Origin of the sequence: Clostridium sp. OF09-36, assembly GCF_003481985.1 — a bacterium.
GTDB lineage: Bacteria > Bacillota > Clostridia > Lachnospirales > Lachnospiraceae > Brotaphodocola.
Genome location: NZ_QUMD01000009.1, coordinates 45,288 through 67,127 on the forward strand (window position 1 = coordinate 45,288; position 21,840 = coordinate 67,127).

Annotated in this window: 19 protein-coding genes and 1 pseudogene; 14 read left to right on the forward strand and 6 right to left on the reverse strand. The window is 49.7% G+C overall.

Annotated features, from left to right (window positions below):
* Positions 1 to 62: 62 nt before the first annotated feature.
* Entirely contained in the window at positions 63 to 989 is a 927-nt protein-coding gene (locus DXA97_RS09070; RefSeq protein ID WP_118719663.1) for a LysR family transcriptional regulator, read from the reverse strand.
* 512 nt (positions 990 to 1,501) lie between these two features.
* Between DXA97_RS09070 and DXA97_RS09075 the strand changes: the two genes are divergently transcribed.
* A complete protein-coding gene (locus tag DXA97_RS09075; protein ID WP_118719777.1) occupies positions 1,502 to 2,335 on the forward strand; it encodes an aminotransferase class IV in 834 nt (277 codons plus the stop codon).
* 44 nt (positions 2,336 to 2,379) lie between these two features.
* A complete protein-coding gene (locus tag DXA97_RS09080; protein WP_118719665.1) occupies positions 2,380 to 3,450 on the forward strand; it encodes a P1 family peptidase in 1,071 nt (356 codons plus the stop codon).
* A 113-nt stretch (positions 3,451 to 3,563) separates the two neighbouring features.
* On the opposite strand, the gene DXA97_RS09085 is transcribed toward DXA97_RS09080, so the two are convergent.
* Positions 3,564 to 4,289, reverse strand: a complete 726-nt coding sequence (locus DXA97_RS09085) for a gamma-glutamyl-gamma-aminobutyrate hydrolase family protein (RefSeq protein ID WP_182436849.1) — start codon at positions 4,287 to 4,289, stop codon at positions 3,564 to 3,566.
* 43 nt (positions 4,290 to 4,332) lie between these two features.
* A complete protein-coding gene (locus DXA97_RS09090) occupies positions 4,333 to 6,291 on the reverse strand; it encodes a sigma 54-interacting transcriptional regulator (protein ID WP_118719669.1) in 1,959 nt (652 codons plus the stop codon).
* A gap of 277 nt (positions 6,292 to 6,568) precedes the next feature.
* Between DXA97_RS09090 and DXA97_RS09095 the strand changes: the two genes are divergently transcribed.
* From DXA97_RS09095 to DXA97_RS09145, 11 genes and pseudogenes are all read left to right on the forward strand, one after another.
* The gene (locus tag DXA97_RS09095) at positions 6,569 to 8,248 is read left to right on the forward strand and encodes a glutathione ABC transporter substrate-binding protein (RefSeq protein WP_118719671.1); all 1,680 of its coding nucleotides are present in this window, start codon (positions 6,569 to 6,571) and stop codon (positions 8,246 to 8,248) included.
* 150 nt (positions 8,249 to 8,398) lie between these two features.
* On the forward strand, positions 8,399 to 9,319 hold the full coding sequence (locus tag DXA97_RS09100; protein ID WP_118543091.1) for an ABC transporter permease subunit: 921 nt from the start codon (positions 8,399 to 8,401) through the stop codon (positions 9,317 to 9,319).
* A 35-nt stretch (positions 9,320 to 9,354) separates the two neighbouring features.
* The gene (locus DXA97_RS09105; RefSeq protein ID WP_118719779.1) at positions 9,355 to 10,236 is read left to right on the forward strand and encodes an ABC transporter permease subunit; all 882 of its coding nucleotides are present in this window, start codon (positions 9,355 to 9,357) and stop codon (positions 10,234 to 10,236) included.
* 14 nt (positions 10,237 to 10,250) lie between these two features.
* Positions 10,251 to 11,275 (forward strand): annotated as a pseudogene (locus DXA97_RS09110) (ABC transporter ATP-binding protein).
* Positions 11,275 to 12,297 carry a dipeptide ABC transporter ATP-binding protein gene (locus tag DXA97_RS09115; protein ID WP_118719673.1) on the forward strand — a complete coding sequence of 341 codons (1,023 nt, stop codon included), beginning with the start codon at positions 11,275 to 11,277 and terminating at the stop codon, positions 12,295 to 12,297. The pseudogene DXA97_RS09110 and the gene DXA97_RS09115 overlap by 1 nt, the downstream one beginning before the upstream one ends.
* Before the next feature lie 123 nt (positions 12,298 to 12,420).
* Positions 12,421 to 13,233, forward strand: a complete 813-nt coding sequence (locus DXA97_RS09120) for a M55 family metallopeptidase (RefSeq protein WP_118719675.1) — start codon at positions 12,421 to 12,423, stop codon at positions 13,231 to 13,233.
* Positions 13,234 to 13,259: 26 nt separating this feature from the next.
* Positions 13,260 to 14,351 carry a M20/M25/M40 family metallo-hydrolase gene (locus DXA97_RS09125; RefSeq protein ID WP_118719677.1) on the forward strand — a complete coding sequence of 364 codons (1,092 nt, stop codon included), beginning with the start codon at positions 13,260 to 13,262 and terminating at the stop codon, positions 14,349 to 14,351.
* Between the two features lie 124 nt (positions 14,352 to 14,475).
* Positions 14,476 to 15,081 (forward strand): AzlC family ABC transporter permease, encoded by a 606-nt coding sequence (locus DXA97_RS09130; protein ID WP_347561535.1) that lies wholly within the window; start codon positions 14,476 to 14,478, stop codon positions 15,079 to 15,081.
* On the forward strand, positions 15,071 to 15,379 hold the full coding sequence (locus DXA97_RS09135; protein WP_118719679.1) for an AzlD domain-containing protein: 309 nt from the start codon (positions 15,071 to 15,073) through the stop codon (positions 15,377 to 15,379). The genes DXA97_RS09130 and DXA97_RS09135 overlap by 11 nt, the downstream gene beginning before the upstream one ends.
* 147 nt (positions 15,380 to 15,526) lie before the next feature.
* Positions 15,527 to 15,928 carry a DUF6465 family protein gene (locus DXA97_RS09140; RefSeq protein WP_118719681.1) on the forward strand — a complete coding sequence of 134 codons (402 nt, stop codon included), beginning with the start codon at positions 15,527 to 15,529 and terminating at the stop codon, positions 15,926 to 15,928.
* 180 nt (positions 15,929 to 16,108) lie between these two features.
* Positions 16,109 to 17,545, forward strand: a complete 1,437-nt coding sequence (locus tag DXA97_RS09145) for an RsmF rRNA methyltransferase first C-terminal domain-containing protein (protein ID WP_118719682.1) — start codon at positions 16,109 to 16,111, stop codon at positions 17,543 to 17,545.
* 96 nt (positions 17,546 to 17,641) lie between these two features.
* Here the strand turns inward: DXA97_RS09145 and DXA97_RS09150 are convergent, their stop codons facing one another.
* From DXA97_RS09150 to DXA97_RS09160, 3 genes are all read right to left on the reverse strand, one after another.
* Entirely contained in the window at positions 17,642 to 19,078 is a 1,437-nt protein-coding gene (locus tag DXA97_RS09150; protein WP_182436850.1) for a DUF1576 domain-containing protein, read from the reverse strand.
* Positions 19,079 to 19,201: 123 nt separating this feature from the next.
* Positions 19,202 to 20,134, reverse strand: a complete 933-nt coding sequence (locus DXA97_RS09155) for an RluA family pseudouridine synthase (protein ID WP_118719686.1) — start codon at positions 20,132 to 20,134, stop codon at positions 19,202 to 19,204.
* Between the two features lie 4 nt (positions 20,135 to 20,138).
* Positions 20,139 to 20,402 (reverse strand): hypothetical protein, encoded by a 264-nt coding sequence (locus DXA97_RS09160; RefSeq protein ID WP_118719688.1) that lies wholly within the window; start codon positions 20,400 to 20,402, stop codon positions 20,139 to 20,141.
* Positions 20,403 to 20,520: 118 nt separating this feature from the next.
* On the opposite strand from DXA97_RS09160, the gene DXA97_RS09165 reads away from it, so the two are divergent.
* Positions 20,521 to 21,792 (forward strand): D-alanyl-D-alanine carboxypeptidase, encoded by a 1,272-nt coding sequence (locus DXA97_RS09165; RefSeq protein WP_243032191.1) that lies wholly within the window; start codon positions 20,521 to 20,523, stop codon positions 21,790 to 21,792.
* The last annotated feature ends 48 nt before the right edge of the window (positions 21,793 to 21,840 follow it).

Consider the following 21,840-nt stretch of genomic DNA (forward strand, 5'->3'; position numbering starts at 1 on the left):
AGATTACCAAATATTTAAGCAAAATTGGAAAATAATAAGTAAAAAGACGGGCAAGGCCGTCTTCAGGACAGTTCTTCTTTGGCAATGCGAATGAAGAGCTGGTCTGCTTTTGACAGGAAGCCGTCTTTCAAAGAAGTAATGCACATATCCCAATAGGCTTGGTACTTATTATCAATGGATAAGAGCGTAGGGTGATATTCTTCTGATGTAATCTGAGAATATTCCAATGGTACAAATGTAACACCAAGACCTTGTGCTGCAAGGAGCTGAGCGGTTTCGAAATTACGCAGTGTCAGTGGGATTTTGGGGCGTAAGATTCCGGCACACTGAAGTACTTCATCGGTAATCTGACGAATACGCTGTGATTTGTGGAGCATCAGAAATGATTCGTTTTTTAGGAGACGGACATCCAGAACTGGATAAGGGTAACCTTCCTTTGGCTCGGCTTTCTCAATCAGCGGGTGTGTCGGAGAAAGCGCAATTACGAAGGGATCACGCCTCATAATGTCAAAATTGAATTGTGGCTGGGTTCGAATGTCTGCTGGTGTATGCATAATTGCAAAATCCAGTTCACCTGACATGAGCATCTGCTCTAATCTGGAAGAATTTTCTTCGGATATGGTCAACTCAATATTAGAGCATAAGTCACAGAATCTAGGCAAAATTTTCGACAAAGCCAGCGTCCCCAAATGATTTGTCGTTCCCAGATGGATCTTGCCGGTTTTCAGGTTATTGATGTCGCTGACTTCCATTTCAAAATCCTGATAGATCTTTAATACCTGGACAGCCATGTGGTAATAGCGTTCCCCGGCAAAGGTCAGTGTGAGTCCTCCGGCTGTCCGGTTGAACAAGGGTACGCCAACGGAATCCTCAATCCTCTGGATCGACTGGCTTAAGGATGGCTGGGCAATGAAGAGCTTTTTGGCCGCCCGGGATATATTTTTTTCGTCTGCTACCGTTTTTACATATAATAATTCTTTGCTTGTCATGGTTTATCCTTCTTTCGATGTTTCCATAGGAATTATAATACAAAATGATAAAAAAGTCACTATCACCTATAGCTTTTCTCAAAAATAGACCTTTTTTTGGGTCGGTCGGCTAACTTGCCGTCTGGACTGAGATAGAATGAAACGGGCTTTCGGGCCTGATATCAAATAAAAAAAGAAGTGCTCGCGGCGGTTGTCGTGATCTCTGCGGCAGCAGCCATGTTACGTCCGGTCAAAGAGGAGAGTCATCATGCAGCATAATACTTATGCTTCAATTCTGGTCATGTTTCTCACAATCTACGCTGTTCGCACGCTGCCGCTGACATTGAGCCGCTAAAGCCCGTAAAGCTTCAAGGTTCGTTTGGCACAACTATTTACTTTTAAAAATCTCCATTGTATACTTACAGCAAAGACATATGCGGATTTCATGACAGTGCAATCTGTACTGTAGAAGAATGACAGTGCAGCAAAGCTGACATGAGCCGGAAGATAAGGAGAAGAATAGTATGGATAAGATGAAGGACCTTGCTTATTATAATGGAAAAATTACGGCAATTGACGATATGATGATTCCGGCTAATGACCGCGGATTCTACTTTGGAGATGGAATTTACGAGGCGGCAATGGTATTTGATCATAAGATCTTTGCCCTGCAGGATCATCTGGACCGCATGTTCAACAGTGCAGCCATGCTTCGCATTGAACTTCCCTATACAAAAGAAGAAGTCGGCGCGCTTCTGACGGATCTGGTTCAGAAGTTAGAGAGCAGCTGCCAGTTCCTTTACTGGCAGGTGACCAGAGGAACCTCTCCGCGCAATCATCTGTTCCCGGGAGAGGGAGTTTCCAGCAATCTGTATGTATACAGCAAGCCTTGGAACGGTGTGCAGATGTCCGATGAATACCGGCTGATCAGCATTCCGGATACCCGTTTTTATCACTGCAATATCAAGACCTTGAATCTGATCCCGAATGTCATGGCAGCCCAGCAGGCATCTGAGGCAGGCTGCAATGAGACTGTTTTTGTACGGGACGGCTTTGTGACGGAATGTTCACATTCGAATATTTCCATGGTGAAGGATGGCGTGTTCATTACGCATCCGTTAGATAATCTGATTCTTCCGGGAACTGAGAGAAAGCACATCATCCGCTATTGCGGTGAACTGGGAATCCCGGTAGAGGAGCGTGCATTTACCCTGGAAGAGCTCTACACCGCAGATGAGATCCTGGTGACCAGTACCAGCCATCCGAGCATGCGTGCCATGGAGTTAAACAAAAGGGCTGTCGGTATGAAGAATCCGGAACTGATCCAGAAGCTGCGTGATAAATATTTAAGTGAAATCGGGAAATGATCTGCTGTGGCAGTTCCTGATAAAAAGCAGAGAGGAAGAATAACATGGAGAGAAAACGAATCCGGGACTTTGGCCTTGTGCCTGGACGCCTGCAGACCGGAAAACGAAATAAGATTACGGATGTGCCTGGGGTAAAGGTCGGACACTGCACGGTAAAAACAGAAGAAAATCATACCGGAGTGACGGTAGTCCTTCCCGGCGGGGACAATGCATTTGCAAAGAAATATATTGCAGCAGCTTATGTTCACAATGGATTTGGAAAAAGTGCCGGACTGGTTCAGATAGAAGAACTGGGAACGCTGGAGACCCCGATTGCCCTGACGAATACCTTAAATGTAGGAAAGGTATGGGATGCCATGGTGGATATCGTGGTGGAACAGTGTAAGCAGGATGGTCTGGATCCCATGAGCATCAATCCGGTAGTGGGCGAGTGCAATGACTGCCGCATTAATCAGATTCAAAAGCGGGCAGTGGGAACAGCAGAGGTCCGCCGTGCCTTTGCGTCTGCCTCCGATGATTTTGAAGAGGGAGATGTGGGAGCCGGAGCAGGAACGCTCTGCTATGGCCTGAAGGGTGGTATTGGCTCTGCTTCCCGTGTAATCCGTATTGGAGAAACAGAATATACCATTGGAGTGCTGGTCCAGTCAAATTTTGGAGCAACAGAGGATTTTGTGTTAAATGGAGAGGCTGTCGGTGCAGAGATTCTGGACTGGAAGCAGGAAAAGGATGATATGGCAGCATCGGAAGAAGACAAAGGTTCTATCATGAGTATTCTGGCTACGGATCTTCCGCTGACCAGCCGTCAGCTGAAGCGTATTCTTCGGAGAACCGGCGTAGGCATTGCCCGCACGGGCGGCTATACCGGACATGGAAGCGGTGAGGTCATGATCGGATTTACCACAGCAAACCGGATCCCATCCAACGACGAGGAGGAACTGCTTCACATTCAGGCTATTCCGGAGCAGATTATAAACCGGGCGTTTCTTGCCGTTGCAGAAGCGGAACAGGAAGCAATCTTAAATTCCATGACAGCAGCAGAGCGGACCCGCGGACTGGCAGGAGAACTTTATTACAGTCTGGCGGAGTATCTTGAAGACCAGGATTCGAAACAGTAACGAATTCGTTCAGACAATCAACAGAAATTGTATAGAAAAAGCGGATTGCAGGATGAGAGAAACGATTTTTCTGCCTGCAGTCCGCTTTTGGCGTTGAAGGTATTTGAGCAGGATTATTTGTCGGCCGTTTTTTTGGCTGCCGCAATCAGTCCGGTGAAGACCGGGAGCATATCATCAGAAGCCAGGAGCATAGCTTCCGGATGCCACTGGATGCCGAGGCCGTACGGGTAGTCGATCAGCTCAATGGCTTCTACAATGCCGTCATCGGCCGTCGCGGAAATCTTTAAGCCGTCCCCCAGCTTTTTCACGCTCTGGTGATGATAGCTGTTGGTCCAGATCCGCTCACCAAACATGTTATAGAGAGTAGTGCCTGGCTTGAGGGAAACCTGATGGCTCACATCACCACGGTCATCCCGGATCATGTGTCTTGCGGTTCCTTCCCCATGCAGACTGTTATCCTGATACAGGGTTCCGCCACAGGCCACATTTAAGACCTGGTGCCCCCTGCAGATAGCCACAAACGGTTTTCTGGCTTTGATGACACGGCGGATCAGTCCGATCTGGCTGCGGTCCAGCATCAGACTTGTGTCACCTACCAGCGGATGAGCCATTTCCCCGTAGCAGCAGGGGGTGATATCTGCACCGCCGCTGAAGATGAAGCCATCGCAGGCCTCTGTCATGGCATCTAAAAGCTCTTCATTTGTGACGGAAGGAAGCAGGAACGGAACCCCGCCGCCCTTGGTTACTGCATCGTTGTAAGTCCAGCCGTTCGTGGAAAGAAGTGCGCCGGATGTGGGATTTTTGGTATTTATGGTTGTAATTCCGATCTTTGGCAGCATAATAGAATACCTCTCTTTGTCAGATGTGACAGTTAGTATAACATCAATGCCGGATAGATGCAAGTCCAAGCTCTGTGATCTCACAGCCGCTTCGGGTCCTGCCGACCCGGATAAGCCCGTCATCTGCCAGCTCTTTTAACAGTCCGCGCAGTTTTCCCTCACTGACGGCAATATCTTTTCCGGCCAGGGCTGTCAGAATGGCGCCGCGCCCGATTCTCGGTGTCTCAGCGATCAAAGACAGCACCTGATTTCTTAATGCGCTGCTTTCGCTGAAGGGCTGGCTGACCCGGTTCCGGATATAGGAAGGAAGCTGGGAAAGAACCAGTGGGTGAGCGGAGTACAGAGAGAAAAAGTACCGGCTCAGGTTGAACAGCTCCTGGATATTCCCCGGATATTCGTAGCTCATGAGAAAATTCATCAGACTGGAAGAAATCAGATCTCTCAGACGGATATTGGAATCGTGAAACAGTTCGCGGAAAAAGTGTTCCATGAGTATGGGAATATCTTCCCGGCGTTCACGAAGCGGGACGGTGTCAATGGAGGCCGCATTTAAAAGGAAAAAGAGCTCTTCCCGGAAACTTCCGTCCAGAACATTCTGATACAGATCCTGACTCGTGGTGGCCAGGATGCGGATATCAAGGTCTGTCATTGTGTTTTGCAGGATGCTGATGAGCGTATCCTGGGTTGTGAGCGAAAGTCGTTCTGCACCGTCGATCAGAAGAGTACCCTTGTCAGCCTGCCTCAGATGCTCCTCAGCCTCCAATCCGGTATACAGGGAGTTGAAGATGATCAGCGGATTCTGTCTGCGGCTGGAAGTCTTGTGGATGGCTATGGCAATCTTTTTTTTCTGGGTTCCGTTTTCCCCCTGGATCAGGACCGGGAAATCGTAGAGCGCCAGGCGGCGGGCGTATTCCAGCATGTTCAGGACACGGCCGGAGACGGAGATGATACTGTCAAAACCGCTGTTAAGCCGGTAAAAATCTGAGGAGGGATCACGGATATCAATGGGGGTAATATCCGGATCCGGAGAGGCAGATGCCGGCTGGCTGCTCAACAGATACAGCGTTTTATGACCGGGAAATGAAAGATGCAGCACGCTGAGCTGGCGTCGCAGACCGCTGCGGCTGACAAGCTGGTAGTCCGCACTCTGACAGAAATTGTGGGAAGCATACTGGGAAGGCAGCCAGGATGAAAACATGCTGTTCATGCATCCGGTTTCCGGAATATCCCAGTCCTGACAGAAGGCACGGTTCAGCATGCTGATCCGGCCTTCATCTGTCATAAGACAGAGACTGACGGAAAGGTTGCTCATCACTGCCTGTAAAACCTGCTTGGAAAAAACGTAGTTGCTGTAATGCGTTCCGGTCAGCTGTAGGATCTGAAGGATCCGATTGACGTAAGTCCGGGTGATCTGATTGGTGAGGCTGGAAGGAAGGTGAAAGCAGGTGCACAGATCGTGGATCGTGGAGATATCAATGATCCGGTTTCCAATGTTGATGACATTGGGAACATGGGCCGGGACCAGCTTTGGTTCACCCAGGGTGATGGCATACTGGATCGATTCATCTGTCCTGGTGCAGCCCTGGTAAAAAGGCACAAAATGGTACTGTGTGATGCCGGCATCCTGGAGCTGGCCAAGAATATCCAGAACAGATTCTTTGGTATCATTGACTAGATAGACCGAGGCCCCCTGCGGAATCCGGATGATCCGATCGAGAGAAGCCGGGTTAAAGGTGCGGGTGCAGACAAGCTGTGTCATGTTTTCCGGTACCGGAATGGGAAATGCTTCCCTGGTACGGCTGCTGGCAAACAGGATGCAGGAATAGTCCCGGATCTGTGCCGGGTCGTGGATCTGGTAAGGGTCCAGGATATGAAAGCTGATATATTCGCCAAGCAGGGCAGAGAGATAGTCCTGAAATTCCCGGCGGATGCCGGGATGTAGGCAAATGATGAGTACACTGTTTTTCTGATTGACGGTGGCAGACGGTTTGGAGTGAGACATGACAGATGCTCCTTTCACTGGAATCAAGGTTTTAATAGGCATATTATAATGCATAATAATGCATAAAACAACCTAAACTATTAATAAAACAAAGAAGTGCGGATATTTATCAAAAAAACCATTTTTCTGTTTGACAATGTAATGTGATAAAGTGTAAAATAAAAACCATGCAAGGGTGCATACACGAAAAGGGAAAGTATGTTCCATGCTTTTTTTATATACGCGGAACATAAAAACGTGTAAAGACCTTTGAAAAAAAGAAGAGGAGGATCATTTTATGAAGAAGACAAAAACAAAGCTTCTGGCTGTACTCCTGACTGCAGCTATGGGTGCACTGACCGCGTGCGGCGGCTCCGGTTCTTCTGAGACCACTGCAGCAGCTTCCGGTGAGTCACAGGCAGCAGAAACTACCGCAGCCGTAGAACTGGCAGAGGGAGAGTCCGTGTCCCAGGATACCGACATCACCGCAGCAATGCTGGTAGACTTTACTACCATGGATCCGATGGATACCAGTGATACCTTATCCGGCGGTATTCAGAGACTGATGATGGATGGTCTGTTCGGCTTCGATGATGATATGAAGATCATCCCGATGCTGGCTACCGACTACGAAGCAAACGACGACGCTACCGAGTTCACCATTCACTTAAGAGAGGGCATCCAGTTCTCCGATGGTACTCCGTGGAACGCAGAGGCAGCAAAGGCAAACTTTGACCGCTGGGGGGATAAGAACCTTGGCTTAAAGAGAACGACCCTACTCTGCAACGTTTTAAAAGAGACCGAGATCGTTGATGATTACACCGTGAAGGTAACCCTGGAAAATCCATTCGGCGCATTTATCCCGACTCTGGCTCATCCGGCCTGTGTTGTTATGAGTCCGGCAGTCATCGCAAAGGGCAACGAGGAGTGCGCTAAGAATCCGGTTGGTACCGGCCAGTACACCTTCGTAGAGTGGGTAGCAGGTGAGCACGCTACCATCGCTTTAAACAAAGACTGGTGGGGCTATAACGCAGATATCTGCGGCGGCACCGCTTTAGTAGACCCGGATGCCGGTTTCAAGACCATTACCTTCAAGCCGGTATCTGAGAACGCAACCCGTGTCGCAATGCTGCAGTCCGGCGACGCTCAGTTCATCTGGCCGGTTCCGACCGAGAGCATTGAGACTCTGCGTGGCGACAGCAATGTAGCAGTTGGCCAGGAAGAGGGTATCGTAGTACGTTACCTGATGATGAACAACCAGAAAGCACCGTTTAATGATGTGAGAGTCCGTCAGGCCATCAACTACGCGATCAACAAGGATGCTTACTGCGCAGTTGTTAAGAACGGTGTGGCAACTCCGGCAACCTCCATCATCGGACCGAACGTCCAGTTCTACAAGGGCAACGATGTATATGCATATGACATCGAGAAGGCGAAATCCTTACTGGCTGAGGCCGGTTATCCGGATGGCTTCAAGACCAGCATCATGTGTGCTTCTACTACTGCAAACTTAAAGCAGTGTGAGTTTTTACAGCAGCAGCTGGCTCAGGTCGGCATCGACGTTGAGATCAACGCTCTTGAGAGCGCGGTGGTAAACCAGAAGATCCAGGATGTGAATGTTCCTGGCTCTGAGGCAGAGGTTGATATGTATGTGATCGGCTGGTCCCCGTCTACCGGTGATGCTGACTGGGGTATCCGTCCGTTAATGGCGATCGAATCTGAGCCGCCGGCAAGCTACAATATCTGCTACTATGAGAACGAAGAGGTTGACCAGCTCTTAAAAGACGCATTATCTACCGCGGATGATGCCAAGAGAGCTGAGGCTTACGCAAAAGCCCAGGATATCATCTGGGAGGAGAGCCCGCTTGTATGTCTGGCAAACGACAACAACACCTGGGCCAGCTCCGCAAAGATGGTGGACGCAAAGGTCTTCCCGGATAACTGCCTGAACTTAAGAAACGCTAAGCTGGCAAAGTAATCCATATTTAGCTAAGAAACAGATCTGACAGAATGATATACTGCAAAACAGGTGGTCTGGCGGAAATCTGATCCGCCGGACCATTTTTGCAGGAAAAAGAATCCGATTAACAGGGGGTACTCCCCAAAAAGAATGAAAGGTGTTGAGTGTATGTTAAGGTACATAGGTAAAAGAATCATTGGAGTGATACCTACCCTGATTATTGTGGTAACCTTCGTATTTTTCTTCGTACGGCTGATCCCGGGTGATCCGGCACGTCTGGTAGCCGGTCCGCAGGCAACGCTGGAAGATGTACAGGTAGTTAGAGAAGAACTGGGTCTGGATAAACCAATTCATGAACAGTACATTACATATGTAACGGGTCTGCTGAAAGGTGACCTTGGTACATCTCTCCGGACCAAGCGTCCGGTTGCGGTGGAGGTTTCCAACCGCTATGCCAATACGGCAAAACTGACCCTGCTGGCCCTCGCATGGAGCACCATCGTGGGTGTGCTTCTCGGCGTATGGTCCGGAAGACACAGAAGCCGCTGGCAGGATTACACAGGAATGACACTGGCTGTGTCCGGCATATCGCTTCCTTCTTTCTGGGTTGGCTTTATGCTGATCATGGTATTTTCCGTGAATCTGAAATGGTTCCCGACCACGGGTGCGGATTCACTGAAGAGTCTCGTATTACCTTCGATCGCACTGGGATCCAGTATCGCGGCAATCATTGCCCGCTTTACCAGATCCTCTATTATAGAAGTATTAAAAGATGATTACATCCGTACTGCGCGCGCAAAGGGCTTAAGAGAGCGTGTTGTTGTATGGAAGCATGCGTTCCGCAACGCGATGATCTCCGTTGTTACCGTAGTCGGCCTGCAGTTTGGTTTCCTGCTTGGCGGTTCCGTAGTAACCGAGTCTGTATTCGCGTTCCCGGGCCTTGGTTCTCTGCTGGTTGAGTCCGTAAACTACCGTGACTATCCGGCGATCCAGTCCCTGATCCTGATCTTTTCATTACATTTCGTTGTGATCAACCTGATTGTAGATGTGCTTTATGCTGTGCTCAATCCGGAAATCCAGCTTGACTAAGAAAGGAGGAGTTTAAGATGGCAAAAGAGAAAATAATGAAGCAGGCCGAAGAAAACCTGAATGAAAAAACGGACATCAGCACTCCGCTTTCTGAGTTTGTCCGCAAATTTAAGAAACAGAAGACCGCCATTGTGGCTCTGGTTTTCATCCTGTTTTTAGTAGTGCTTTCCTTTACCGCAAAATTCATTGCTCCGTATGGGATTAACGATTTCGATTACAACGCGATCATGCAGGCACCGACCGCGGCACACTGGTTCGGAACCGATGAATTCGGAAGAGACCTGTTCTCCCGTATCATCTGCGGTACCGGAATTTCCTTAAGTGTCGGCCTGTTCTCTGTCAGCATCGCGGCTGTGATCGGCTCTTTCCTGGGCCTGATCGGCGGTTACTACGGCGGTATCATTGATTCCGTTATCATGCGTATCTGTGACGCGCTGTTCGCGTTCCCTGGTATCATTCTGGCCATCGCGATCGTAGCGATCCTTGGCAGCGGCATGACCAATGTAATCATTGCGGTAGCGGTGTTCAACATTCCGAAATTTGCGCGTCTGGTACGAGGCAACACCCTGGCAACCAAGAACAGCGTGTTCGTACAGGCAGCAAAGAACATCGGCGCGGATGATAAGCGTATCCTGTTCTACCATATCCTGCCGAGCGCGATCCCGGACATCATCGTGCAGTACAGTATGTCCATCGGATCTTCCATTCTGACTGCGTCTTCCTTAAGTTTCTTAGGCATGGGTGCCCAGCCGCCGACACCGGAGTGGGGCCTGCTTTTAAGCAACGGACGTACTTACATGATGAACAGCTGGCATATCACCCTGTTCCCGGGTCTTGCGATCTTCTTAACCGTACTCAGCTTCAACCTGCTGGGCGATGGACTCAGAGACGCACTCGATCCGAAGCTGACTGATTAAGGAGGTGCAGGAATATGAGCGAAACAATCAAAGTGGAGACAACGAAAGATGCCTCCGGCAAAAATATTCTGGAAATCAAAAACATGCACACCTGGTTCCACATGGACAGCGGTATTGTCAAGTCCGTGGATGGTGTTGACATTGAGTTAAAAGAGGGTTCCACCCTCGGTATCGTAGGTGAGTCCGGAAGCGGAAAGAGCGTAACTGCCCTTTCTGTCATGGGCCTGTTAATGGGAACCACCGGTAAGATTGAGGAGGGCGAGATCCTCTTAGACGGCAAGGACATTGTACACATCGGCAATGAAGAACGCAGAAAACTGCGCGGCAGCAAGATCTCCATGATCTTCCAGGAGCCGATGACCAGCTTAAACCCGGTTATGAAGATCGGCGACCAGATCATGGAGCCATCCTCATGCACCAGAAAGTCAGCAAGAAAGAGGCTGAGGAGAAAGCCATCGAGATGCTGCGCATGACCGGACTTCCGCGCGTGGAGAAGATGATGAAGGAGTATCCGTTCCAGCTTTCCGGCGGACAGCGCCAGCGTGTCATGATCGCCATGGCTCTGGTATGCAACCCGGAAATCCTGATTGCCGATGAGCCGACTACAGCTCTGGATGTAACGATTCAGGCACAGATCCTCGACCTAATGAACAAGCTGAAAAAAGAAATCGGAACCTCTATCCTTTTCATCACCCATGATCTCGGTGTCGTGGCAGAGGTGTGTGATCAGGTCGTTGTTATGTACTGCGGCCGCGTGGTCGAGAAAGGTTCTGTTTACGACATTTTCGACAAGCCATCCCATCCGTACACGGAAGGCCTGTTAAATTCCATTCCGAAGCTGGGAGAGCACGTGGAAGAGCTAGAGTCCATTCCGGGCAACGTGCCGAACCCGAAATACATGCCGAAGGGCTGTAAGTTCGCGCCGCGCTGCAAATACGCGTTTGACCGCTGCCGCGAGGAGGAGCCGGGCTTCACGGATCTTGGAAACGGGCATCAGAGCCGCTGCTGGCGCTGTATGCAGGAAGGGGGTAAGGACTGATGGCAGACAATTTATTAGTTGTCCGGGGACTGAAACAGTATTACCCGGTAAAGGGCGGACTTGGAAAAGAGCCGTCCTATGTGAAAGCAGTCGATAATGTAGATTTTGAGGTAAGACGCGGCGAGGTATTCGGAATCGTAGGAGAGTCCGGATGCGGAAAGTCTACCCTTGGAAAAAGTATCTGTAAGCTGATCGAGCCGACGGATGGCTCCATCGTGCTGGATGGTGAAGAAATCGCAAAATACACACCAAAGCAGATGCGGCCGATCCGAAAAAAAGTCCAGATGGTATTCCAGGATCCGTACGCGTCCCTCAACCCGCGTATGTCAGTCCGTGATATCGTGGCAGAGCCGCTCATCATCCACGGCCTGACAAAGACCCGTGAGGAGACCGATCAAAAGGTTGTAGAGCTTTTACGCCGTGTTGGCCTGGATGATTACCATGCAAACCGTTATCCGCATGAGTTTTCCGGCGGACAGCGTCAGCGTATCGGCATTGCGAGGGCCCTGGCTGTACAGCCGCAGCTCATCATTGCCGATGAGCCGGTTTCCGCGCTGGATGTTTCCATCCAGTCCCAGGTGTTAAACCTCATGAACCAGTTAAAGCGGGATATGAACCTGACCTACATTTTCGTTGCTCATGACTTAAGTGTTGTGGAGCATATCAGTGACCGTGTGGGTGTTATGTATCTGGGCAATTTTGTTGAGGAGGGAGACAAGTACAGTCTGTACCAGAACCCGCTTCACCCGTATACCCAGGCACTTCTTTCCGCTGTTCCGATCCCGGACCCGAAAGCAAAGAAAGACCGGATCATTCTGGAGGGAAATATCCCCTCTGCACTGAATCCGCCGAGCGGATGTAAATTCCACACGCGCTGCCCGAAGTGCATGGAGCGCTGCAAGACGGAGGCTCCGCAGAAGTACCAGGTAGGTGACGATCATTTTGTATACTGCCATCTGTACGACACCGAGGAAGCGAAGAAGAACGCGAAAGCTGCGGAGAACGCAGTGATCCATCAGTAATAAAGTCATAATAGCAATTACATGGCAGAGGAGCCGGTTGATGACTAGATGCCATGAACCGGCTCTTTTGCTGTCTTTTGAAAAAATACAATTGAAATTTTTATAAAAAGAGAGGCACGAACAATGAAACTGTTTATCAGTGCGGATATTGAAGGCTGTGCCGGAACAACCCTCAATTATGAAACCCACAAAGAAGAACCGGCTTATCAGAAATATGCAAAGCAGATGACCGATGAGGTCGTGGCTGTCTGCGAGGCTGCTCTGGCTGCCGGCGTGGATGAGATCGTAGTAAAGGATGGACACGGAGATGCCACCAACATTGATGTAATGGCCATGCCGGAGCATGTCACTCTGATCCGCGGAAAGAGCGGGCACCCCATCAACATGATGTATGGTCTTGATGAGACATTCGATGCGGTGTTTTATATTGGATATCATGCACCCGCCGGTGATCCGGGAAGCCCACTGAGCCATACTTCCACGGGGGCTAGCAATTTTATTGAGTTAAACGGAAAACGGATGAGTGAATTCATGCTGAACACTTATACAGCGGCCATGTATGGTGTCCCGGTGCTGTTCTTATCCGGTGACGAGCGCATCTGTGAGCTCTCAAAGGAGCTGGTTCCGCAGATCACGACGGTGTCTTCCAAGAAGGGTGTGGGCGGAAGTGCCTGGAATGTATCACCAAAGACTGTGATCGCAGATCTGAAGGCATCCGTCACAGAAGTGCTTTCCGGTGATATAGAGGCAAAGCTTGCTGCATGCAGAATCACGCTTCCGGAGCAGTTTACCTATGAGGTAAACTACAAGGATCTGAAAAAGGCTTACCAGATGTCCTTTTATCCGGGCATGAAGGCAGTAGACGCGCGCACCAATCGTCTTACCAGTAAAAACTGGATGGATATTGTGACAGCTCATTCATTTGTGGTATATTAAAAGAACATACAGGGAGGATATGAACCATGGCAGATTTAAAGACAATTGAGGATTTAACCAACGCTTTTGGCCCGAGCGGTTTTGAGGAAGAAGTAGTAAAAGCAGTACAGAAGCATTGCGAGGGGCTGAATTTAAGAAACGACGCGATGTATAATGTATATGCGACGATGCCGGACGCAAAGGGAAACCGCCCGGTGTTTATGCTGGATGCGCATACCGATGAATGCGGCTTTATGGTCCAGAACGTGGAGGATAACGGACTTCTCAGTATCATCACCCTGGGCGGATTTCATATGACCAGCCTTCCGGCCCACAGTGTCATTGTGCGTAATAGTAAAGGCGAAAAAATCAAGGGAATCATTACATCCAAGCCGGTACATTTCTTAACGGCTGCCCAGAAGGCCGACAATTCCCTGACGATCGAGGAATTAAAGGTGGATGTTGGAGCCAGCAGCAGACAGGAGATCGAAGAGGATTACGGAATCCACGTCGGTGATCCGATCATGCCGGATGTGACCTTCTCCTATGATGAAAAACACGGCATCTGTTCCGGAAAGGCTTTTGATAACCGTCTTGGCTGTGTCTGCATCATTGAGACCATGAAAGCCCTGATGAAGGAGACGGAGAGCCTGGCCGTGGATGTGGTCGGTGCCTTTGCTTCCCAGGAGGAGGTTGGCATGCGCGGCGCAACCGTGACTGCACAGCAGGTAAAGCCGGATCTTGCTATCGTATTTGAGGGATCTCCGGCAGACGATTTCTATTACCGTACCGGTGTAGCCCAGGGCTGCTTAAAGAAAGGTGTGCAGATCCGCCATATGGATAACAGCTATGTGGCAAATGACGCATTTATGGCCTATGCACATGAGATTGCTGACAAATACGGAATCAAGTGTCAGGATGCGGTAAGACGCGGCGGAAGTACCAATGCAGGTAAAATCCATCTGACCCATCAGGCGGTTCCGGTTCTGGTTCTTGGTATTCCGTCCCGTTATGTGCATACCCACTACAACTTCTGCGCAAAGGAAGATATCGAATCCACCATTAAAATGGCTGTTGAGGTTATCCGCGGTTTAAATGATGAGCGTATCCGCCACATTATGCGTCAGGATGTATTATAATGCAGACTATGGAACAACAAAACGACAGAATATCTTTTCTTAAGGGAATGCGCGATGGAGTGCCATCGCGCTTGGGTACTTTGCTGTTGCTTTTACACTTGGCATTACCGCAGGTAAGGCAGGGATGAATGCCCTGCAGTCTTCCCTGATGTCTGCGTTGATGCTCGCATCGGCGGGGGAGTTTGCGGCGATCAGCATGATCGGATCTGGAGCAGGGGTGATGGAGATGATCGTTACTACAGTGGTCATCAATATGCGCTACCTGCTGATGTCAAGTGCTTTATCCCAGAAGGTGCAGCCAAACAGGCCATTTCTCCACAGAATCTTCATGTCTTATGCGGTGACGGATGAGATCTTTGGTATATCCATGACGGTTCCGGGAAAGCTGAATCCGTTTTATCAATACGGTGCAGCCAGTGTGGCAGCGCCCGGCTGGGTACTCGGAACCTTTCTTGGCACGATGGTGGGCATGATCCTTCCGGCACCGGTCATGAGCGCTATGAGTGTGGCTATATACGGCATGTTTCTTGCAGTGGTGATCCCGCCGGCAAGAAAGGACAAGATCATTGCCGCAGTGGTAGTTATATCCATGTCGGTAAGCTTTTTATTCCAAAGCATTCCGGGACTTAAAAATATCGCATCGGGGTTTCAGATTATCCTGCTGACCGTGCTGATTTCGGCTGCAGCGGCAATCCTGTTCCCGGTACAGGAGGAGCAGCATGCATCATAATATTTACGCTTCCATTCTGGTCATGTTCCTGACAATTTATGCCGTGCGGGCCCTGCCGCTGACGCTGATCCGCAGGGAAATCAGGAATCCGTTTATTCAGTCTTTCTTATATTATGTTCCTTATGTGAGTCTTTCTGTTATGACGTTTCCGTCCATCCTTTCTGCAACAGGAAACCGGATCACGGGAATTGTCGGATTTGTGGCAGGGGTGATCCTTGCCTGGATCGACGGAAATCTGTTCCGTGTTTCCATTGGTGCCTGTGTAGCAGTCTATATTGCGGAGATGATTTTGCATTAAAGTCGGAACAAACGTGTGCAGAGGCCTGTAAACCACTGGAAAACATTGACAAATACAGGAAACCGATTTATAATGCCATCATCGTCTGTCAAAAACAGGTGATGGGGAGCAATTCATAATTGGAATCGAATGAGGAGGATAAGAACTATGGCAACAAGAAGAAACGCAGCTAAGGCAGCAGCAAAAGCAGCACCGAAGACCGAGACCGCAAAAGCAGAAGTTAAGACAGCTGCAGCAGAGGTTAAAGCAGAGACTCCGGTAAAAGCAGTTGTTGAAGCACCGGCAGCAAAGCCAGTCGAGACCACCAAAAAAGCACCAGCAAAGAAAGCTCCTGCAAAGAAGGCAGACCCGAAGGCTTGCGTAGTTATTGAGTTCTCAGGCAAACAGATCGTTGCAAAAGATGTTCTGGACAAGGCAGTGAAAGCATATGAGGCAAACCACAAGGGCGCAGAGATCAAAACCATTGAAGTTTATGTAAAACCGGAAGAAAATGTTGCTTACTATGTTGTAAACGGAGAAGGTTCTGACGATTATAAGGTAACCTTATAGTTCAGGATTCTCAGTTGTATCTGTATACTTTGTAAAGAGTGGAGGGGCTGTTGCAGACAGGTTCCAGAATGTCCTGGATTCCATGTTGTGACAACCCTTCATTTGTTTGTTATAAATTACGGGAAATAAGGACCGGGAGCAGGAATCGCTGCCGGATAAACGGATAAAGGAGAGAAACGGATGGAACAGCAGCAGGAGACCTGGAAACTTCCAGAGGCATTTGTGGCAAGAATGAAAGCAATGCTGGGAGACGCATGCGATACATTTCTTGCAAGCTATGAAAAAGAGCGGGCTCTGGGACTCAGAGTAAATACCATGAAGGTTCCGGCAGCGGAGTTTGCCGGTCAAAATCAGGCTTTATTTTCCCTGCGCCCGGTATCCTGGTGCCGGGAAGGCTTTTATTATGACCGGGAGAGCCGTCCGGGACGCCATCCTTACCATGAAGTAGGAGTATATTACATTCAGGAACCCAGTGCCATGGCAGTTGTGGCTTTGCTTGGTCCAAAGCCGGGTGAACGTGTGCTGGATCTGTGCGCGGCTCCGGGGGGCAAGACAACACACATCGCGTCATGTCTGGAAGGACGCGGACTTCTGGTCAGCAATGAAATCCATCCGGCGCGGGCAAAGATCCTTTCCCAGAATGTGGAGCGTATGGGCATTGGCAACGCTGTCGTGACAAATGAGGATTCGGGAACCCTGGCTTCATTTTTTCCGGAGTTTTTTGACTGTATGGTCGTGGATGCGCCGTGCTCCGGAGAGGGCATGTTCCGGAAAGATGAACAGGCCAGAAATGAGTGGAGTGAGGCAAATGTAAAACTTTGCGCAGAACGCCAACAGGAGATTCTGGACAATGCGGCAGAGATGTTAAAGCCGGGCGGCAGAATGGTATATTCTACCTGCACGTTCGCACCGGAGGAAGATGAAGCCGGAATCTCTGACTTTTTGAAACGACATCCGGAGTTTTCGGTAGTGCGCCTGGAGCCGGGCGAATATCCTGAGGGTCTGTCCTGCGGGCACCCGGAATGGAGTCAGGATCAAAATACAGATCTTAAGTACACCTTCCGCATCTGGCCCCATGAGTCGGAGGGAGAGGGACATTATCTGGCCCTGCTTAAAAAGGACGGAGCCTGGGCGTCGGAAGACAGCCGGAAGCGAAAACAGCCAAAATACTGGAATGACAAAGCAGGCAGAGCCTATCTCGGGGAATTTTTCGAAAAGTCCCTGACGGAAGGAGGATATGCGCTGTTAAAGGATGGTATGGAGCAGTTGATCCTGTTTGGAGATCAGCTGTATATGCTGCCGGATGGCATGCCGGCACTGGACCGTCTGAGAGTGCTTCGTCCCGGACTGCATCTTGGGGAATTCAAAACAAAACGTTTTGAGCCGTCCCATGCGCTTTCTCATTTTCTGAAGCCTCAGCATGCAGTATCTGTGTGCCGTCTGGATCCGGAAGATCCCCAGGTACTGGATTATCTGAAGGGAAACACAGTCCGTGGAGAGGCCGGTCTCTCTGGGTGGACGCTGGTCTGCATTGGGGAGTATCCTCTTGGATGGGGAAAGGCAGTTTCCGGTGTGGTAAAAAATCATTATCCAAAAGGGCTTCGCATACAGGGTTAGATCCCTGATGTGCGAAGCCCTTTTTTATATGATAGGAAATTGCGTCCTATCATATAAAAAATATCATGGAAAACAGATGCATTGCCGCTGTGCTGCTCAGTCATGGGTTCGGAACATTTCAACAATTGCGATCATATCTTCTTTGTTCAGCTTTTTATTGTTCATAAAGTTTCTGGTTTCCGGAATGTAATGTTCCAGGATCGGTAGCAGTATAAGCGCTGTGATACCTGCGGTGAAGCCGCCGTTGTACAGCACCAGGCCGCCGTGCAGGGCAGAGGTTGCGGTACACATGGATGCGCACATGAAGCCGGCGGCAATGCCGGCGCGTCTGCCGTAGCGCCCGGAAATCGGGCACAGGCCGGTGGCAAATGCCACACCGTTGATGTATCCCTGCGTGGTAATGGTCCAGCTGATCTCTCTGCCGTTGAGATAGCAGATCGTCAGTGTGAATAGATACAGAAGCTGATATCCCGCAAGAATCGGCCAGATATTTTTCGGATGCTGCCCCATGCAGGTAAAAGTCAGAGCTGCCAGGATCACACCGATGGTGGCACCGGTAAAACCGGCACCTTCCGTGTAGACCATGATGATATCCAGGTAGAACAGGAAGAATATTCCCACTGTGCCAATGTTAATGAGGCAGAGCGGCATACCGTATTGAGCGGCAAAATCACTCTGATGTCCGGTGTCCCGGGTCAGCTCTTCATATCCAAGAAAGCTTTTGCCGTTTAAGAAAAATCCGGTCAGAATGCAGATAATAAAAACAAGCAGGAAAAAACAGTTGGCATACAGCTGAAAGGAGCGGCCAAACTGTTCGTAAACCGGATTGAAGCGGGTCAGCTTGGAAGATGGATCAATTCCCATGGTGTTGTAAAAAAGGTTAAACAGGAAAAAACCGAACACGCCGAATGCCAGTCCGCCATTATACAAGTTGTAACCTTTGTGCCATGCGTGGGCCCCGGGGAGAATGGCCGGTACGATAAAGCCCAGCATGATCGAAAAGGCGATGGTCAAAAGCACGCCGCTGACCGTTAGTGTCGGATGCCCGAACACAAAGGTATCCTGGGTGTAGCGGAATAAAAGTTCACCGATAAATGGGCTGAATGAAGTTGTGAACATGCAGACGTGCAGGTTGTTTTTAAAATTCAGCTTCTTTAATCGAAGATAGAGAAACGGGGCCAGAAAGCATGGCCACATGGTCAAAAAGTTCAGTCCGTAAAAGCAGTGTGCTACTACAAGAAAATAACCGGCCAGTGTGCTGGGACGGGAATCTCCTTTTAAACCGACCATAAAAAGCCAGCAGGCCATGCCGCAGGCGCCGGCGTTTAACATGGCGCTCGGCAGACCGCCGATCTCCAGATAGTCTGTAACCAGCGGGCTTGGTGATGTCATGATAAGATACCAGCCGTGGAGTATGCTGCCAAGTTCTCCTGTGTAGATGGCTGCGACCAGCGAAGAAATCAGAAAAGAAACGGAGAAGCCGAGAGCTATCCCGTTGATGATAGTACTGTTGGATATTTTTTTACCTTCCATGCATAAATCCCCTGTAGCAATATTTTTCATTCTGAGTAGTGTTCTGACTTTCAATTATAGAGCAGCGGGTATTTCATTTCAAGGTAATTTCGTAACGAAACTTGTACGGAATTTAGTGCAAAGTTACTGTGTGACTGCAGGGCAGGCATTTGTTCGGGCATCTGGTAAAAACTGCTGCATATCCGCCGGGACAGGGGCTGTAAATTCCATGGGGATCCCGGAGACCGGATGTGAAAAGGACAGCTTCCAGGAGTGCAGGCTCTGACGCTGTAAAAAACGGTAATCCGGATTATAAAGGAAATCACCGTAGAGGGGATGGCCGATATGCTTCATATGGACCCGGATCTGGTGGGTACGTCCTGTTTCCAGGTGAATTTTAAGGAGAGAGGTGTCGGTTTGCGGCTGGTAGAAGAGCAGCTCATAATGGGTCAGCGCAGCTTCTCCGTGGACCGGGTCCGGGACACGCTCGATCGTGGAGCCCGGGAGTCTCGCAATGGGAACGTCAATCGTTCCTTCCGGCTGTCCTGAGAGGTTCCCGCTGACTGCGGCCAGATAGGTGCGGTGAATCTGGCGGTTCCTCACCATATCAGAAAGGATACAGCTGCTCAGTGCATTTTTTGCGACGATCAGAAGCCCGGTGGTATCACGGTCCAGGCGGTTGACGGCACGGAAAACAAAGGGTTTTTGTTTCTGTTTAAAATACCAGGCAAGTCCATTTGCCAGAGAGTTGGAGAAATTGCCCTGGGATGGGTGGATTGGAACATTCGCGGCTTTGTTTATGACCATCAGATCCTCATCTTCGTAAAGAATGGACAGCGGCATGCGCACAGGAACAATATTTTCCGAAGAAGTCTCTTCTGCAAATGTGACATCCAGCCGGTCACCGGCTTTCATGCGGAAGGTGGTATAAACCTTTGCCCCGCGGATCATCAGTCCGTCTTCAGTCAGTTTGATACGGTTGATCAGATTTTTGGAATATCCATGGGAGCGAAGCAGTGCTTCTACGGACTGTCCGTCTGTGGAAGCAGTGTAGGAGTGGCGGATGATATGGTCCATGTTGTCAGAATTCCTTTCCGGTGTTATGCTGCGATGCCTGATTTAAATGTTTCTTACAGCTTACGGCGTGGGGAGTCGGGCTGTTTTCCTTAAGAAAGCTGGCGCGCTGCACGCTGTCGATGCCGTAGCGGCCGCGGATATGGTCCACAGCTTTTTCCATAGCCCGCATTTTCTTCTGCCGCTCATCTTCAAACAGGCTCATCTGTTCAAACGGATCCTCCTGGATCTGTGAAGTGCGCAGTCCGATCAGCCGTTTTCTGGATTCCATAATTCTATTTCTCCTGTTGCTGCATGGTGAGCCTGATATGTTTCCTATCATAGCAGAATATCCGGATTTTTACCAGAATAGGATAGAAAGACAATGCGATAATCGTGGGGCATGTGAATTGAACAGAACAGGAAAGAACAACAGGATCATCGGACTGATGGCAGGGATCAGCATCGGGTTTGCGGTGTGGGGAAGCGTATGCCCGGAGCAGGATCTGTGGCAGGGTACGGAAAGTATAGCAATTGAGAGCAGTCGGCCGGTATCAGAGGCGAAACCGCAGCTATCCCTGCATTCCCTGAGTGCCGTGCTGATGGATGCAGACAGTGGGCGTATTTTGTATGGAAAGGACGAGCATCAGGTACGGCCTATGGCCAGCACTACAAAGATCATGACCTGCATTCTTGCACTGGAGCTTGGGAATCCGGAGGATTTTTGTGAGATTTCAGAAAAAGCGGCAGGACAGCCAAGGGTGAAACTTGGCGCGCCGACCGGGAGCCGTATCAGGCTTAAGGATCTTTTGTATTCCCTGATGCTTGAGTCCCACAATGACTCGGCAGTGGCAATTGCGGAGCATATCAGCGGCAGCGTCGAGGTTTTCACGGAAAAAATGAATCGCAAGGCACAGGATATTGGCTGTGTGGATACCACGTTCCTGACGCCGAACGGACTGGATGCAGAGAAGCAAAACGCAGATGGAGAGGTGATCCGTCATGGTACAACAGCCGCTGAGCTGGCAAAAATCCTGCATTATTGTACGAAAATGTCTCCAAAACATGATGAATTTTTAACGATAACGCGCTGCCGAAGTTATTCTTTTTCTGACTCTGAGGGATATAATACCTACAGCTGTCAGAATCATAACGCTCTCCTGGATATGACACAGGAGGCTGTGACCGGAAAGACCGGATTTACCGGAGGCGCCGGCTACTGTTATGCGGCTGAACTGTCCGACGGTGAAAGGAGCTTTATCCTCACACTTTTAGGATGCGGCTGGCCTCCGCATAAAACCTGGAAATGGGAGGATGTACAGAAACTGTACAGCTATGGCAAACAGAATTATTTCTATTGCGATTTTGCTTTTGAAGAAAACAGACTTCGGATCCCTCTGCTGGGAGGAGCGTATAAAGACTGGATTTATGCAGTTTCTGAAAGTCCGGGACAGAAGAGGAGTTTTCATCTTCTGGTATCGGAAACGGAGCGGCCTGTGGCAGAGTACGATATGAAAACGATCCTGGATGCTCCGGTGAAGGCAGGGGATGAAGTCGGAGTGGTCCGTTACCGGCTCGGACAGGAGGAAATCGGCCAGAGCCACTACTGCTCAGAGGAAGATGCAGCGGCCTGGGGGCTGTCGTACTGTCTGCAGCGGATCCTCGATTTCTGGATATTCTGAAATTGTAAAAATATTTCAAAAATACTTGAATTTTATCCGCTGACATTA

Excerpts from the sequence above, each read along its gene's own strand:
- DXA97_RS09070 (WP_118719663.1), bottom strand. The coding sequence starts at position 989 with ATGACAAGCAAAGAATTATTATATGTAAAAACGGTAGCAGACGAAAAA.
- DXA97_RS09075 (WP_118719777.1), top strand. The coding sequence starts at position 1,502 with ATGAAGGACCTTGCTTATTATAATGGAAAAATTACGGCAATTGACGAT.
- DXA97_RS09080 (WP_118719665.1), top strand. The coding sequence starts at position 2,380 with ATGGAGAGAAAACGAATCCGGGACTTTGGCCTTGTGCCTGGACGCCTG.
- DXA97_RS09085 (WP_182436849.1), bottom strand. The coding sequence starts at position 4,289 with ATGCTGCCAAAGATCGGAATTACAACCATAAATACCAAAAATCCCACA.
- DXA97_RS09090 (WP_118719669.1), bottom strand. The coding sequence starts at position 6,291 with ATGTCTCACTCCAAACCGTCTGCCACCGTCAATCAGAAAAACAGTGTA.
- DXA97_RS09095 (WP_118719671.1), top strand. The coding sequence starts at position 6,569 with ATGAAGAAGACAAAAACAAAGCTTCTGGCTGTACTCCTGACTGCAGCT.
- DXA97_RS09100 (WP_118543091.1), top strand. The coding sequence starts at position 8,399 with ATGTTAAGGTACATAGGTAAAAGAATCATTGGAGTGATACCTACCCTG.
- DXA97_RS09105 (WP_118719779.1), top strand. The coding sequence starts at position 9,355 with ATGAAGCAGGCCGAAGAAAACCTGAATGAAAAAACGGACATCAGCACT.
- DXA97_RS09115 (WP_118719673.1), top strand. The coding sequence starts at position 11,275 with ATGGCAGACAATTTATTAGTTGTCCGGGGACTGAAACAGTATTACCCG.
- DXA97_RS09120 (WP_118719675.1), top strand. The coding sequence starts at position 12,421 with ATGAAACTGTTTATCAGTGCGGATATTGAAGGCTGTGCCGGAACAACC.
- DXA97_RS09125 (WP_118719677.1), top strand. The coding sequence starts at position 13,260 with ATGGCAGATTTAAAGACAATTGAGGATTTAACCAACGCTTTTGGCCCG.
- DXA97_RS09130 (WP_347561535.1), top strand. The coding sequence starts at position 14,476 with ATGAATGCCCTGCAGTCTTCCCTGATGTCTGCGTTGATGCTCGCATCG.
- DXA97_RS09135 (WP_118719679.1), top strand. The coding sequence starts at position 15,071 with ATGCATCATAATATTTACGCTTCCATTCTGGTCATGTTCCTGACAATT.
- DXA97_RS09140 (WP_118719681.1), top strand. The coding sequence starts at position 15,527 with ATGGCAACAAGAAGAAACGCAGCTAAGGCAGCAGCAAAAGCAGCACCG.
- DXA97_RS09145 (WP_118719682.1), top strand. The coding sequence starts at position 16,109 with ATGGAACAGCAGCAGGAGACCTGGAAACTTCCAGAGGCATTTGTGGCA.
- DXA97_RS09150 (WP_182436850.1), bottom strand. The coding sequence starts at position 19,078 with ATGGAAGGTAAAAAAATATCCAACAGTACTATCATCAACGGGATAGCT.
- DXA97_RS09155 (WP_118719686.1), bottom strand. The coding sequence starts at position 20,134 with ATGGACCATATCATCCGCCACTCCTACACTGCTTCCACAGACGGACAG.
- DXA97_RS09160 (WP_118719688.1), bottom strand. The coding sequence starts at position 20,402 with ATGGAATCCAGAAAACGGCTGATCGGACTGCGCACTTCACAGATCCAG.